General features: G+C 48.0%; 16 protein-coding genes. 15 read left to right on the top strand and 1 reads right to left on the bottom strand.

What is annotated here, in order from left to right; translation table 11 throughout:
• The 9 genes from WKT10_RS12780 (at nucleotide 1) to thiI (ending at nucleotide 9,106) form a co-directional block, all read left to right on the top strand.
• Nucleotides 1-477 (top strand): PTS sugar transporter subunit IIA, encoded by a 477-nt coding sequence (locus WKT10_RS12780; RefSeq protein WP_066546246.1) that lies wholly within the window; start codon nucleotides 1-3, stop codon nucleotides 475-477.
• A gap of 3 nt (nucleotides 478-480) precedes the next feature.
• Nucleotides 481-759 (top strand): PTS sugar transporter subunit IIB, encoded by a 279-nt coding sequence (locus WKT10_RS12775; protein WP_066546250.1) that lies wholly within the window; start codon nucleotides 481-483, stop codon nucleotides 757-759.
• 46 nt (nucleotides 760-805) lie between these two features.
• Nucleotides 806-2,167, top strand: a complete 1,362-nt coding sequence (locus WKT10_RS12770) for a PTS galactitol transporter subunit IIC (RefSeq protein ID WP_066546251.1) — start codon at nucleotides 806-808, stop codon at nucleotides 2,165-2,167.
• Between the two features lie 32 nt (nucleotides 2,168-2,199).
• Nucleotides 2,200-3,837 (top strand): dihydroxy-acid dehydratase, encoded by a 1,638-nt coding sequence (gene ilvD / locus WKT10_RS12765; RefSeq protein ID WP_066546255.1) that lies wholly within the window; start codon nucleotides 2,200-2,202, stop codon nucleotides 3,835-3,837.
• 360 nt (nucleotides 3,838-4,197) lie between these two features.
• Nucleotides 4,198-4,953 carry a sulfite exporter TauE/SafE family protein gene (locus WKT10_RS12760; RefSeq protein ID WP_081422903.1) on the top strand — a complete coding sequence of 252 codons (756 nt, stop codon included), beginning with the start codon at nucleotides 4,198-4,200 and terminating at the stop codon, nucleotides 4,951-4,953.
• 56 nt (nucleotides 4,954-5,009) lie between these two features.
• Nucleotides 5,010-5,966, top strand: coding sequence for a 50S ribosomal protein L11 methyltransferase (prmA, locus tag WKT10_RS12755; protein ID WP_296035004.1), 957 nt, complete (start codon nucleotides 5,010-5,012; stop codon nucleotides 5,964-5,966).
• A gap of 3 nt (nucleotides 5,967-5,969) precedes the next feature.
• Nucleotides 5,970-6,719, top strand: coding sequence for a 16S rRNA (uracil(1498)-N(3))-methyltransferase (locus WKT10_RS12750; RefSeq protein WP_296035007.1), 750 nt, complete (start codon nucleotides 5,970-5,972; stop codon nucleotides 6,717-6,719).
• 15 nt (nucleotides 6,720-6,734) lie between these two features.
• A complete protein-coding gene (locus WKT10_RS12745) occupies nucleotides 6,735-7,889 on the top strand; it encodes a cysteine desulfurase family protein (RefSeq protein WP_296035010.1) in 1,155 nt (384 codons plus the stop codon).
• Nucleotides 7,890-7,924: 35 nt separating this feature from the next.
• Nucleotides 7,925-9,106, top strand: coding sequence for a tRNA uracil 4-sulfurtransferase ThiI (gene thiI, locus WKT10_RS12740; RefSeq protein ID WP_066546274.1), 1,182 nt, complete (start codon nucleotides 7,925-7,927; stop codon nucleotides 9,104-9,106).
• Between the two features lie 63 nt (nucleotides 9,107-9,169).
• Here thiI and WKT10_RS12735 read toward each other — a convergent pair whose 3' ends face one another.
• On the bottom strand, nucleotides 9,170-9,403 hold the full coding sequence (locus tag WKT10_RS12735) for an HPr family phosphocarrier protein (RefSeq protein WP_296035015.1): 234 nt from the start codon (nucleotides 9,401-9,403) through the stop codon (nucleotides 9,170-9,172).
• 138 nt (nucleotides 9,404-9,541) lie between these two features.
• On the opposite strand from WKT10_RS12735, the gene mtaB reads away from it, so the two are divergent.
• The 6 genes from mtaB to WKT10_RS12705 all read left to right on the top strand — a co-directional run bounded on the left by mtaB (nucleotide 9,542) and on the right by WKT10_RS12705 (nucleotide 14,993).
• Nucleotides 9,542-10,915 carry a tRNA (N(6)-L-threonylcarbamoyladenosine(37)-C(2))-methylthiotransferase MtaB gene (mtaB, locus tag WKT10_RS12730; protein WP_340277597.1) on the top strand — a complete coding sequence of 458 codons (1,374 nt, stop codon included), beginning with the start codon at nucleotides 9,542-9,544 and terminating at the stop codon, nucleotides 10,913-10,915.
• A 94-nt stretch (nucleotides 10,916-11,009) separates the two neighbouring features.
• The gene (locus WKT10_RS12725; protein ID WP_066546281.1) at nucleotides 11,010-11,270 is read left to right on the top strand and encodes an IreB family regulatory phosphoprotein; all 261 of its coding nucleotides are present in this window, start codon (nucleotides 11,010-11,012) and stop codon (nucleotides 11,268-11,270) included.
• Nucleotides 11,271-11,578: 308 nt separating this feature from the next.
• Nucleotides 11,579-12,049 (top strand): Holliday junction resolvase RuvX, encoded by a 471-nt coding sequence (ruvX, locus tag WKT10_RS12720; protein WP_066546287.1) that lies wholly within the window; start codon nucleotides 11,579-11,581, stop codon nucleotides 12,047-12,049.
• Nucleotide 12,050: 1 nt separating this feature from the next.
• Nucleotides 12,051-12,329: a DUF1292 domain-containing protein gene (locus tag WKT10_RS12715; protein ID WP_066546290.1), complete on the top strand. Its 279-nt coding sequence runs from the start codon at nucleotides 12,051-12,053 to the stop codon at nucleotides 12,327-12,329.
• A gap of 441 nt (nucleotides 12,330-12,770) precedes the next feature.
• Entirely contained in the window at nucleotides 12,771-14,405 is a 1,635-nt protein-coding gene (locus WKT10_RS12710; protein ID WP_296035441.1) for a ribonuclease J, read from the top strand.
• A 33-nt stretch (nucleotides 14,406-14,438) separates the two neighbouring features.
• A complete protein-coding gene (locus tag WKT10_RS12705) occupies nucleotides 14,439-14,993 on the top strand; it encodes an endolytic transglycosylase MltG (protein ID WP_337433684.1) in 555 nt (184 codons plus the stop codon).

Genomic DNA, 14,993 nt, shown 5'->3' with positions numbered 1-14,993 from the left:
ATGAGTGCAATTATATTTGATGAATCGTTTATTTTAAGATTCGACACCCATTTAACGAATACAGAGGTATTATCGGCTATGGCCGATAATCTCTGCAAAAGGGGAATTGTAAAAGAAACATATAAAAAGGCAATTTTAGACCGGGAACAGGAGTTTCCAACAGGGCTTAATACAGGGGGAATTAACGTGGCAATTCCTCATGCAGATATCAGCCATGTAAATAAAGCGGCAATCTGCGTCGGTATTTTAAAGGAGCCCGCAGCCTTTCATGCAATGGATGAGCCGGATTATGATGTTCCGGTAAAGCTGGTTATTATGCTGGCTCTTACAGAAGCTCACGGACATATTGAAATGCTTCAGAAGATCGTTGGCCTGATTCAGGATCAGGCAGCAGTAAAAGAGATTACAGAAACAGATGATTCAGAAAAAGCAGGAGAGTTGATCAGCAGATTTTTATTAGAGGAAAAGGAGAATTAAGAGATGAAGAGAATATTAGTGGCATGTGGAAATGGGATCGCAACATCAACCGTAGTAGCAACAAAGATCCGTGAGAAATGTGAGGAAAACGGCATTGCTGTTACAGTCACACAGTGTAAGCTTTTAGAGGTAAATGCCAAGGCAGATAATTTTGACCTTTTAGTAACAACAGGAAAGTTCACAGGAGGAAATGTAAATATTCCCGTTGTAGGCGCTATTTCTTTATTAACGGGAATCGGAGAAGAGGAAACTCTGGATCAAATTCTTGACTATGTTCGATAAAAAACATACTGGGGAGTATTACAGATAGAAAAAGAGGAATGCAGTTATGCAGATTATTTACAATATATTTAATGTGATTCTGGATGCAGGGGCGGTTGTAATGCTGCCGATTATCATCACAATCGTAGGACTGATTTTTCAGGTAAAATTATCAAAAGCGTTCCGTTCCGGTCTGACAATCGGAATTGGTTTTGCAGGCATCAATCTGGTTATCAATATGCTAAAAAGCAATCTGGGCCCTGCTGCTCAGGCAATGGTAGAAAATTTCGGCATTAAGCTGGATATCCTGGATGTGGGATGGGGAGCGATCGCGGCAGTTACATGGTCTTCTCCGATTATTGCAATTTTAATTTTCTGTATTCTGGCTACCAATATCATTATGCTGGCATTAAAGGCTACAGATACGTTGGATGTAGATATCTGGAACTACCACCACATGGCGATTGTGGGAATCATGGTTTATTTTGTGACAAAAAATGTGGCTTTGGGAATTGCTGCTACCGTTGTAATGGCTATCGTCACATTTAAAATGTCCGACTGGACTGCACCTTTAGTAGAAGAATATTTCGGGATTCCCGGAGTGTCCCTTCCAACTATGTCTGCATTGTCATCCATCGTAATTGCAGCACCGTTAAACTGGATTTTAGACCGGATTCCCGGAATCAATAAAATTGATTTTGAGATTAAGGACGCCCAGAAATACCTTGGCTTTTTCGGTGAGCCAACCATGATGGGCCTGATTTTAGGCTGTATCATCGGTGTACTTGCAAAATATAATCTTGCCTCCATCCTTTCTCTGGGCGTAAATATGGCGGCTGTTATGGTTCTCATTCCAAAGATGACTTCTCTGTTTATGGAAGGACTTATGCCGATTTCAGCGGCAGCCAAAAACTTTACGCAGAAGAAATTTAAGGGAAGAAAGTTCCTCATTGGTCTGGATGCTGCTGTTGTAGTAGGAAATCCGGATGTAATTACAACTTCCTTAATCGTGATTCCGATGACTATTTTAATGGCAGCCGTTCTTCCGGGCAACCGTGTTCTTCCTTTTGCGGATCTGGCTGTGGTGACATTCCGTGTAGCCCTTGTTGTAGCTGTCACAAGAGGAAATCTTTTCAAAAATATCATTATGGGCCTTGTCTGTACGGGAGCTATCCTGCTTGCAGGAACAGCAACTGCACCGGTTTTAACTGAGCTGGCTCTCAGCGTGGGACTTGATCTTGGAGAAGGACTGATTACGTCCTTTGCTGCAACCAGCCTGACTGTAAGCTTTCTTGTCTACAAAGCATTTATCAGCAATTTGTATATCAGTGTTCCTCTTCTTGTGCTTGTTGTGGGAGGTACCTGGATGGTTATGAGCCGTATCAATAAAAAGAAAGCAGAGATGGCAGCACAGGGAGAACAGGCCTGAATATCACAATAAAAACAGGGAGGAAATAAGTAATGCAGAGAGCCATTGACCGATTAGAGCCATTTCAGCGGGCCATATCAAAAGCACATTTAGCAGCAGCCGGTGTTTCTGTTGATGCGCTGGAAAAGAAACCGCTGATTGCCATTGCAAACAGCTGGAATGAGATCTGTCCGGGACATGAACCATTAAAGAAGCTGGCAGAAGAGGTAAAAAAAGGGATTTTAGAGGCTGGGGGAGAGCCTGTAGAATTTAATACAATTGCGATGTGCGACGGGATTGCGCAGGGACATTCAGGGATGCGTTACTGTCTGCCCCACAGAGAGATTGTTACAGATTCCATTGAAGCAATGGTAGTAGGAGAAGGAGTGTTTGACGGTGTTGTTTACATGGCGTCCTGTGACAAAATCATACCAGCCATGCTGAATGCAGCGGCACGTATTGATCTTCCGTCCGTGATCGTTACCGCAGGCCCCTGTTTTGCTCAAATAAAACCCAATGAGTCAAAGGAATTAAGACAGCGCTTCTTAAGGGGAGAGATTACGGAACGCCAGCTCATCGAGGGAACGCTGAAATATTATACAGGGCCGGGAGTCTGCCCATTCCTGGGAACTGCCAATACAATGGGGGCTCTGTGTGAATCTCTGGGAATGATGCTTCCCGGAAGCAGCCTGATTCCATCCAGTACCAGCATGAGAAGATTTTCAGCCAGAGAATCAGGAAGTACGGTTATGAAGCTGGTAGAACAGCAGATACGTCCTTCACAGATTATAACAAAAGAAGCTCTGGAAAACACCGTGACGCTTTTAAGCGCAATCGGCGGATCCTTAAATGCCATGATTCATCTTCCGGCTCTGGCAGCAGAACTGGGGCTGGAGCTGGATTGGGATGATATAGCAAAGATCACTTCCAAAACACCGGTGCTTTGCGGAATCGTCCCAAATGGGAATCTGACAGCTGTAGATCTTCACTATGCAGGAGGAATACCAGCTGTTATGAAGGAACTGCGGGACAAACTTCACGGGGAGTGCCTGAATGTGTGCGGCCTGTCCTTAGGAGAGATTCTGGAGCAGACCAAGGACGGAGACAGAACCGTGATCCATACGGCCGGAGAACCCTTGGAAAAGGCAAATGGAATCCAGGTTTTATATGGAAATCTGGCGCCTCAGGGAGCTTTGGTAAAAACATCGGCTGTGCCTGAAAATGTAAGGGTATTTGAAGGCACTGCGAAGGTCTTTGATGGAGAGGATGCCTGTTATGCTGCATTCAGAGATCATGCTATCCATGAGGGAGATGCGGTGATCGTGCGTTATGAGGGCCCCAAGGGAGGCCCTGGAATGAAGGAACTGCATCGAATTACGGAGATTATAAAGGGAATCCCCCGGACAGCTGTGATCACGGACGGACGTTTTTCCGGAGCGAGCGGAGGCTTAAGCATCGGCTATCTCTGTCCGGAGGCAGAGGAAGGAGGTCCAATCGCTCTTGTAAAGAATGGTGACAGGATTCAGGTGGATTTATATAAGGGAATGATTCATTTGGATGTTTCTGACGAAGAGCTGATTTCGCGCCGCAATGCATGGGAGCATGGCGAAAAGAAAAAAGAAAAGGGCCTTCTTGGAAGATATGCAGCAATGGTGGGAAATGCAAGGCAGGGAGCCACATTTCATATTTAAAAACTAGCTGTTTCGAGCAGAGACTTATAAAAAATGCCGCAGCCTGTAAGCGATTCCGATGGGAATCCTACAGGCTGCGGCTCTTTTGTATCTCACCTTTCCCCTCTGCCATCCCCGTGGCCCCGCAGGGCCTGTATGTGTGATGGAGTGTAATGCAATCAGGGAATTTCATACTTTGTTTTGTGATTTCTCTGCCGGGTAACGCAGCAGGGGAATGGTTTTTCTTCTGTTTCATCCGTTCATAAGGTTAATGCACAGGCAGCCTGTTTTATTGCAAAAAAAATTTGCCTCTTATTGCCAGTCCTATGTTTCTGTGCTAATATATAGGTTGCTTTATTGCAGGAAAAGAGGAATAAAAACGTGATGCAGTATTTAATTGTCTGCCCCCTGGTATTTTTAGCAGGTCTGGTAGACTCCATTGCAGGGGGAGGCGGACTGATCTCCCTGCCCGGCTATATGATCGCAGGGGTGCCGGCCCACATGGCTCTGGGAACGAATAAGATGAGCTCTACCATTGGTACTCTGGTTTCCACAGCCCGTCTTTTAAAGCACGGATATCTGAAAGGAAAGATTGCTGTTGCCGCTGTTTCGGCTGTGTTTGCCATGACAGGCTCTGTGCTGGGAGCGCAGATTGCCCTCCGGGTACCGGATTCGGTGATCCGGAGCATGATGATCGTGATCCTTCCCATTGTAGCCTACTATGTGCTTCGCAATAAAAATATGGGAGACAGTGAACGGACGGGAACCATTTCCAAAAGACGCGTCTGTGTGATCTCACTGGCAGCCTCCTTTGTGATCGGAACCTATGACGGCTTTTACGGCCCAGGTACGGGAACCTTTCTGATCCTGGTGCTTACGGGAGCAGCCCGGATGGATATGCGCACAGCCGCAGCCCAGACCAAGGTGATCAATCTGTCGTCCAATATCTCCGCACTTGTCACATTTATCCTTACGGGAAATGTGTATTATACATTGGGAGCAGCCGCTTCCGTCTGTTCGGTAGCAGGCCATTATCTGGGAGCAGGACTGGTGGTCCATGACGGCCAGAAGATTGTCCGCCCCATGGTACTTGTTGTGTTAGGAATTTTGTTCCTTAAGATCATTGCCGGAGCATAAAGAGGAAGGCCGGAAAACTGTAACTGAAAACCTTATTTGAATCAGGAGAAATGCTTATGAAATGGAAGAAATTTACACTTACAACTACCACAGAGGCCGTAGATCTGGTCAGCAGTATGTTTGATGACATCGGGATCGAAGGAATTGAGATCGAGGATAATATTCCGCTTACAGAAAAAGAGACAAAGGGAATGTTCATCGATATCCTTCCGGAGCTTCCGCCGGACGAGGGCATTGCCAAAGTAAGCTTCTATCTGGATGATGATGCGGATGTGGCGGAAATGCTGAAAAAGGTCAATGAGGGACTGGACGAGCTGGCTTTATTTACCGATCTGGGAGCACGCACCATTGAGGCTTCTGAAACAGAGGACAAGGACTGGATCAATAACTGGAAGCAGTATTTTAAGCCCTTTACCGTAGACCATATCCTGATCAAACCCACCTGGGAGCCTATCCCTGAGGAGCATAAGGACAAGCTTCTGGTTCAGATCGATCCCGGCACTGCTTTTGGAACAGGAATGCACGAAACCACCCAGCTTTGTATCCGCCAGCTGGAAAAGCACGTTCACGGACAGGCTGAGATTCTGGACGTGGGAACAGGCAGCGGCATTTTAGGTATTACAGCCTTAAAGCTGGGAGCAAAGGAGGTCTGGGGAACAGATCTGGATGAAAATGCCATTACGGCAGTGGGAGAGAATTTGGAGGCTAACTCCATTTCCAGCGACAGCTTCCATGTGCTTCAGGGAAATATCATTGACGATCAGGCGGTAAAGGACTGGGCCGGATATGAGAAATACGATATCGTGGTTGCAAATATCCTTGCAGATGTAATTATTCTCCTTGTAGATGAGATTCCGGCTCATCTGAAAAAAGGCGGCTATTTTATCACCTCCGGAATTATCAATATGAAGGAAGAGGCAGTAAAGGCGGCCTTTGCGGCAAATCAGGAGCTGGAAGTAACCGAGATCACATATCAGGGCGAGTGGGTGTCTGTCACAGCCAGAAAGAAGTAAGAGATGCATCATTTTTTTGCCGATCCGACCCAGGTGGCAGAGGATACCATCTTCATTACCGGGCCGGATGTAAACCATATGAAACATGTGCTCCGCATGAAGCCGGGGGAAGAAGTTTTGATCAGCGACGGCACAGGTCGCGACTATACCTGTGAGGTAGAGGCCTTTGAGCCGGACCGGGCTGTGGTGAGAATCCATTCTGTCTGTGACAGCCGGATGGAGCTTCCTGCCGAGATTTGGCTCTTTCAGGGCCTTCCAAAAGCAGATAAGATGGAACTTATCATCCAGAAGGCAGTGGAGCTGGGAGCTTCTGCCGTGGTTCCTGTTGCCACGAAAAATGCGGTGGTGCGGCTGGATGAAAAGAAGGCGCAGGCCAAGAAAAAGCGCTGGCAGGCCATTGCGGAAAGTGCAGCCAAGCAGTCAAAGCGCAGCCGGATCCCCCAGGTGGAGCTGGTGATGACCTTAAAAGAGGCATTTTCCTTTGTTCATGACAGGGAATTTGGCCTGTGCCTGATCCCCTATGAGCAGGAAAAGGGGATGGACGCTATGAAACAGGCTTTGGAGAAGACAGCTCCCGGCCAGAAAATTGCAGTATTTATCGGTCCGGAGGGGGGATTTGACGAAGGGGAGATCCGTCAGGCTCTTGAAATGGGCGTCTGTCCGGTGAGCCTTGGAAGCAGGATTTTGAGGACAGAGACAGCAGGGCTTGCCATCCTTTCGGTGCTTATGATGAAGCTGGAAGGGGCATTTTGAGAAAGGATCAGCAGTATGGAAGTATATTTTGACAATTCAGCCACCACCAGGGTTTTAGATGAAGTAAAGGACCTGACGGTGAAGCTTATGACAGAGGATTACGGAAATCCCTCTGCCCGCCACAGAAAGGGAATGGAGGCAGAGCAGTATGTAAAAAATGCCGCTTCCCAGATCGCAAAGACCCTGAAGGTAAAGGAAAAGGAAATCCTCTTTACCTCCGGCGGTACGGAGTCCAACAATATGGCTCTGATCGGCACAGCCCTTGCCAACCAGAGGGCGGGAAAACACATCATCAGTACACGGATCGAGCATGCTTCCGTGTATCAGCCCCTGGCATTTTTAGAGTCTCTTGGCTTTGAGGTGACTTATCTTTCCGTGGACAGTGAGGGACACATTTCCTTAGAGGAACTGGAGCAGTCCATCCGTCCCGATACAATTCTTGTATCTGTGATGTATGTAAACAATGAAATCGGGGCCATTGAGCCCGTAGAAGAGATCGCATCTCTGGTACACGGAAAGGGAAAAAACATTATTTTCCATGTGGACGCTATCCAGGCTTATGGTAAAATAGTAATCCGGCCCAAGAAGCAGGGAATTGACCTTTTAAGCGTCAGCGGCCACAAGATCCACGGGCCAAAGGGCGTAGGTTTTCTCTATATAGATGAAAAGGTAAAGATTAAGCCCCTTCTTTACGGCGGCGGCCAGCAGAGGGATCTGCGCTCCGGCACGGAAAATGTTCCGGGCATTGCGGGTCTGGGGCTTGCTGCTCAGGAGATCTACCGGGATCATGAGGCTAAAATTGGGAAAATCACCGGTTTAAAAGATTATTTCATTGACCGTGCGTTGGAGCTTGAGGATGTAACCGTAAACAGCCAGAAGGGCGGTTTAAGCGCTCCCCAGATCGTCAGCCTAAGCTTTAAGGGCGTCCGCAGTGAGGTGCTTCTCCACGCCCTGGAGGATAAGGAAATCTATGTATCCTCAGGCTCTGCCTGCTCCTCCAATCACCCCGCTATCAGCGGCACCTTAAAGGCTGTGGGAGTAAAAAAGGAGCTTTTGGATTCTACTCTCCGGTTCAGCTTCGGCCTTTTTAACACAAAGGAAGAGATCGACTATTGCATGGATGTGTTAAAGGAGCTGCTTCCGGTTTTGAGACGCTATTACAGAGCGTAGCTGTCAGTTTGTTCGTTGTTTAGAAAGAGGTATATATGCAGTATCAGTCATTTTTAATTAAATATGCGGAGATCGGCACCAAGGGCAAGAACCGCTTTATGTTTGAAGACGCCCTGATCAAGCAGATCCGTTTCGCCCTCCGGGAGGTAGACGGAAGCTTTGAGGTGACAAAGGAATCAGGACGCATCTATGTAACCGCTGAGGGCGATTATGACTATGATGACACCATTGAGGCCTTAAAGCGGGTATTCGGTATCGCAGATATCTGCCCCATGGTGCAGATTGACGACAGGGATTATGAGAACCTGAAAAAACATGTGGTAGAGTATATGGATAAGGTCTACCCTGATAAGAACCTTACCTTTAAGGTGGTGGCAAGAAGAGGCGACAAGCGTTATCCTGTGTCCTCCGACCAGATTAACCGTGATATGGGAGAGGCCATTCTTGAGGCGTTTCCTCAGATGCGCGTGGACGTGCACAACCCGGATGTGCTCCTGAGAGTGGAGATCCGCCAGAAGGTAAATATCTTTTCCCTGATGATCCCGGGGCCGGGTGGTATGCCTGTCGGCACCAACGGAAAGGCCATGCTTCTTCTTTCCGGCGGCATCGACAGCCCGGTGGCAGGCTATATGATCGCAAAGAGAGGCGTAAAGATCGATGCGGTTTATTTCCATGCACCGCCTTACACCAGCGACCGTGCAAAGCAGAAGGTAGTAGATCTGGCCAAGCTGGTAGCCCGCTATTCAGGCCCCATGGATCTTCATGTGGTGAATTTTACGGATATTCAGCTGTATATTTATGAGAAATGCCCCCATGAGGAGCTTACCATCATCATGCGCCGCTATATGATGCGGATTGCTCAGGCTATTGCGGAAAAGAACGGAGCCATCGGCCTGATCACGGGAGAGAGCATCGGGCAGGTAGCTTCTCAGACCCTACAGTCACTGGCAGCTACCAATGAGGTCTGCACTATGCCCGTATACCGTCCGGTGATCGGCTTTGACAAGCAGGAGATCGTGGACGTGTCAGAAAAGATCGGAACATATGAAACATCCATCCAGCCCTTTGAGGACTGCTGCACCATCTTTGTGGCAAAGCATCCGGTGACAAAGCCAAATATCAACGTGATCCGTAATTCCGAGCGCCATCTGGAGGAGAAGATAGACGAGCTTGTAAAAACAGCGTTGGAGACAACAGAGGTAATCCGCTGTCAGTAAAAAAGGACGAAAAAACGCCGCCTGCCAAAGCAGACGGCGTATCCTGTTAAAAGCGCTGTTTCATCAGTCGATGATGTAGGGAGCCAGTGTAGATAAGATGTCCTCAACACCATTTTCAGCGTGGATATTTAAGTCGATGGGCTTGGAAAGATCCAGGCTGAAGATGCCCATGATGGACTTTGCATCGATCACATATCTTCCGGATACAAGATCAAAGTCAACATCAAATTTTGCCAGGTCATTTACAAAGGATTTGACCTTGTCAATGGAATTTAAGGAAATACGAACAGTTTTCATATTGAAGAACCCTCCTTGCGGTATGTATAATCTGATTTTATACTAAAGGAGAGACTCATAAAAGTCAATAGTGAGTTTGTATGAAAAAAACCGGAACAAACTGTAAAAAGTTTAAACGGCAGGAAAGGAGATTAAGTTATGCCGAAAGCGGCGTTTCACAATTTGGGCTGCAAGGTAAATGCCTATGAGACAGAGGCCATGCAGCAGCAGCTGGCACAGAGGGGCTATGAAATTGTCCCCTTTGATGAGAAGGCAGATGTATATATTATCAATACCTGCTCTGTCACCAATATCGCGGACCGGAAATCACGCCAGATGCTCCACCGGGCAAAAAAGCTCAATCCTCAGGCACTTGTGGTGGCAGCGGGATGTTATGTCCAGGTGGCCTCAGAGGAGCTTAAAAAGGATGCCAGTGTGGATCTGATCATTGGAAACAACAGAAAAGCAGAGCTGGCAGATATTCTGGATGCCCGTCTGGCAGAAAAAAATGAGGAAAACAGGGTGTATGTGCTGGATATTGCCCATACCCACGAGTATGAGCGCCTTCATCTGGATCGTCTGGGAGGCCATACCAGGGCTTTTATCAAGGTACAGGACGGCTGCAACCAGTTCTGCAGCTACTGCATCATCCCCTACGCCAGAGGAAGAGTCCGCAGCCGCAGCCATGAGGATGTGGCAGAGGAGGTAAAAGGACTGGTAGCAGGAGGGTATAAGGAAGTGGTCCTCACGGGAATCCACTTAAGTTCCTACGGCATTGAGCGCATGGAGGAAAATCCGGTGAGCCATGGCGACTGGAACCACAGGGAGCTGCTGGCGCTGATAAAGGAAGTTCACGCCATCGAGGGGCTGGAGCGCATCCGTCTGGGATCTTTGGAGCCAAGGATCATTACCAGAGAATTTGCAGAGGAGCTGGCAAAGCTTCCAAAGTTCTGCCCTCATTTCCATCTGTCTCTCCAGAGCGGCTGTGATGAGACCTTAAAACGCATGAACCGCCATTATACCACAGAGGATTATGAGGCCAGATGCCGTCTGTTAAGAGAGGTCTTTGACCATCCGGCCATTACAACCGATGTAATCGTGGGCTTTCCGGGGGAAACGGAGGAAGAATTTGCTCTCACAAAAGAGTATCTGGAACGGATCCATTTCTATGAGATGCATATTTTCAAATATTCCAGAAGAGAGGGTACAAAGGCAGCTGTGATGAAGGATCAGATCCCTGAATCTGTGAAGGCAGAGCGCAGCGACGTGCTCCTTTCTCTGGAAACGAAGATGTCTGAGGAATACAGAAAGCATTACGGGGATTCTGTACTTTCCGTACTGTTTGAGGAGATTACAGTCATAGACGGAAAGGAATATCTGACCGGCTATACGCCTCAGTATGTGAAGGCTGCCCTGCCTGTAACGGACAGGGAAATCTGCAGCCGCATGGCAGGAAATATCTTTGAAGTACAGGCGGAAGGCTTTGTAACAGATGAGGTTCTGCGGGTAAAATTGCAGGAAATAACTGTATAAATTAAACAAAAAACAGGGCAAATCAAAAATACTCTATTGCCGAATGGGGAAATATAGGGTAGAATATAGAAGAATACTTAAAGGACGTGATAATATGGGCAATATAAGAGAAACACAATATTTTCAGGCTGTTCAGGACAAAAAGATGGAAGTGAGCGATGTGCTGGAGCAGGTGTATATTGCCTTGACGGAAAAGGGCTATAACCCTGTAAATCAGATCGTGGGTTATATTATGTCCGGAGATCCCACTTATATCACCAGTCATAAGGGCGCCAGAAGCCTGATCATGAAGGTGGAAAGAGATGAGATCCTGGAAGAGCTGATGGCTGTTTACATTGATGCCCGTCTGAAATAACAGTGCCGGTCAGACTGTGGCTGCAGGCGGATACAGGCAGCACTTTGCTGCTTCGGATAAAATACCGTCAGGAGACTGGGAACGGTCTCTTTGTTTGATGACGGTACAGTATAATACAGGAATATGAAACGGTCATTTTCCTGCTGCAACGTCCATTGAGGTCTTCTAAAATGGGGAGCCTGATGGACGTTGTATTGTATATGGAAATAAAGCAGAGGAGGACGCTTTTTAAGTCCGCTCCTGCTTAAAAATGGCGGCTGCCAAAGCCGGAATCCGGCAGCTGCCGTATAGATGTGGAGGAATTGAATATGAGAATCATGGGTCTTGATTACGGCTCTAAGACTGTGGGAGTAGCAGTCTGCGATCCTTTAGGTATCACAGCCCAGACCGTGGAAACGATCACCCGCAAGGATGAGAATAAGCTGCGCCAGACCCTGGCCAGAATTGAAGCTCTGGCTTTAGAGTACGGGGTAGAACGGATCGTTCTTGGTTATCCTAAGAATATGAACAATACGCTGGGAGACCGGGCTAAAAAATCCGAGGAATTAAAAGAAGCCTTAGAGCGCAGGACAGGCCTTCCTGTGGTGCTTTGGGATGAACGTCTTACCACAGTGGCTGCAGAGCGCGTGCTGATGGAAAGCGGCGTGCGCAGAGAGCACAGAAAGGAATCTGTGGATCAGATCGCAGCTGCCATGATCTTACAGGGATATTTAGACCGCATGGCGATGGAACAGAAAAAGGAAGAAACAGCCGGTGATATGCCGGAGAGCGGAGAATAAGATGGAAGAAAGAACAGACTGCATTACCATGGTGACAGAGGATGGAGACGAGGTGGTGTTTTCCGTACTGGAGGAGACCAGGATCCATGGGAAGGATTACCTTCTTGTCACAGACGCCCCTGAGGATGAGGATGGAGAATGTTATATTTTAAAGGATGTATCCGGAGAACAGGAGCCGGATGCGGTTTATGAGTTTGTGGAAGACGACAGAGAACTTGACAGTGTAATGGGGATTTTTGAAGCCCTTTTGTCTGATGCAGATGTGGAAATTGAAAAGTAAAAATAAGGAAGAAAGATTGGAGGAATCAGTTTGAGTTTAGAAGAAAAAGAAAATGGAATCGAGCAGGAAAATAATACGCCTGAACCAGCAGGGCATACAGGAGAAGCCGGTTCAGAAAACAGTGCGCCGGTAAAAAGACGCCCTCAGAACCGCCGGCCGGTTCAGAGAAGAACGGCGAGACCGAAAAATACATCTGAAGAAGGAAGGAAGGATGAGGGAGCGGAAAGTACGGTACAGACAGAAGGCGCACCGGAGGCCGCAGAAAAGAAGGAACAGAACAGACGGGCTCCCAGACGCCGCACTACGGCTCCCAGACAGGGACAGGGTACCGGCAGAAGACAGGTTCCGGCTCCTTTAAGAAATACAGATGAGACAGCGGCAGCTCTTCCTGCAAAGCGCAGCACACGGGGAACAAAAAAGGACGGAAAAGGCAAGTTAAAGGTGATCCCCTTAGGCGGCTTAGAGCAGATTGGCATGAATATCACAGCCTTTGAATATGAGGATTCTATTATCGTAGTAGACTGCGGACTTGCCTTCCCGGGGGACGATATGCTGGGAATCGATCTGGTGATTCCGGATGTGACCTATTTAAAACAGAATATTGACCGTGTAAAGGGCTTTGTGATCACCCATGGACATGAGGACCATATCGGTGCGCTTCCTTATATTTTACAGCAGGTAAACGTGCCGGTTTACGGAACCAAGCTGACCATTGCGCTCATTGAACACAAGTTAAAAGAGCACAATCTGTTAAAGACCACCAGGCGCCGTGTGATGAAGCATGGCCAGTCTGTGAATCTGGGCTGCTTCCGGGTGGAATTTATAAAGACAAACCACAGTATTCAGGATGCGTCTGCTCTGGCGATTTTCTCACCGGTCGGCATTGTGCTCCACACTGGCGACTTTAAGATTGATTATACACCTGTATTCGGTGATCCCATCGACCTGCAGCGCTTTGCAGAGCTGGGAAAGAAGGGCGTCCTTGCCATGATGGCAGACAGTACCAATGCCACCCGTCCCGGCTTTACCATGTCCGAGCGCAGCGTGGGAAAGACCTTTGATGCGATTTTTGCAGAGCATACGAATCACCGCATTATCGTGGCTACCTTTGCTTCCAATGTAGACCGTGTGCAGCAGGTAGTAAATACGGCTTATAAATATGGCAGAAAGGTAGTAGTGGAAGGCCGCAGCATGGTAACGATCATTGATATTGCCAGTGAGCTGGGATATATCAATATTCCCGACGGAACGCTCATTGACATTGACCAGCTGAAAAACTATCCGCCTGAGTCCACCGTGCTGATCACCACAGGAAGCCAGGGCGAGTCCATGGCCGCTCTGTCCCGCATGGCAGCCAGCATCCATAAGAAGGTGTCCATTATGCCGGGAGATGTGGTTGTATTAAGTTCCAGCCCTATTCCGGGAAATGAAAAGGCAGTGGCAAACGTGATCAATGAGCTTTCTACCAAGGGAGCCAAGGTGATCTGCCAGGATACTCATGTATCCGGTCATGCATGCCAGGAGGATTTAAAGCTGATCTACTCCCTGGTACATCCCAAGTTTGCCATTCCCGTACATGGCGAGTTCCGTCACAGGGTTGCACAGAAGGAACTGGCAGAGTATATGGGCGTTGCCAAGGATAACGCGATCCTGGTTAATTCAGGCGATGTAGTGGCCCTGGATGAGGACAGCTGCCAGGTGATCGACCATGTGACAGCAGGCGGTATTCTGGTAGACGGTCTGGGTGTAGGCGATGTGGGAAATATTGTCCTGCGTGACCGTCAGAATCTGGCTCAGAATGGTATTATCGTGGTAGTGCTTACGCTGGAGAAGCATTCCAACCAGCTGCTTTCGGGCCCGGATATTGTATCCAGAGGCTTTGTCTATGTGCGGGAGTCTGAGGATCTTTTGGAGGAAGCTCATAATATCGTGGCAAATGCAGTAGAGGACTGCTTAGACCGCCGCGTAAGCGACTGGGGCAAGATTAAAAATATCATCAAGGACAGCTTAAGCGAGTTTTTATGGAAGCGCATGAAGCGCAATCCTATGATCCTTCCAATTATTATGGAAGTATAAGCCTTTGATATACAGCAGGAGGAGCGACAGGCCATGAGCAGACGGACAAGGGAGATCAATCGAATAACCACAGCCATTATCACCATTTCCATTAAGCTTATGGTGCTGGCTCTTCTTATCCTGCTTTTATACGAGGCCGTAGTCCGGGGATTTGCCTTTGGCCATGAGATTTTTTATGCAGAAGCGGCAGAGGCGGCTCCGGGGAGAGAAATCACGGTCGAGATAAAAGAGGGAGAGACAGCAAAAGAGGCCGCGGGAGAACTAAAGAAAAAGGGACTGATCACGAATGATTTCGCATTCTGGTTTCAGAGTATTTTCTATGATTACCAGGACATTTATCCCGGGATCTATACGCTTAACACCTCCATGACTTCTAAGGAGATTTTAAGAGAGCTGAATGTAAAACCTGAGGAGGAAAGCGAAGCGTCCCCCGAAGCCCGCACGGTGAGCGGGGAGGCGGATCTCTCAAAAGATGCAGATTCCTCAGAGAACAGGAAGACCAGAGCGGTTCAGGCAGAGCTGGACGGAGAGGATATCTATATGGAGGAAGAGGAATCCGGCGGCTGGATCGAAGAGGCAGAGGAATAA

Source organism: Enterocloster sp. HCN-30185 (genome assembly GCF_037890305.1).
In the GTDB taxonomy this organism is placed as follows: domain Bacteria; phylum Bacillota; class Clostridia; order Lachnospirales; family Lachnospiraceae; genus Enterocloster.
This window is presented reverse-complemented; position numbering and strand designations above follow the sequence as displayed.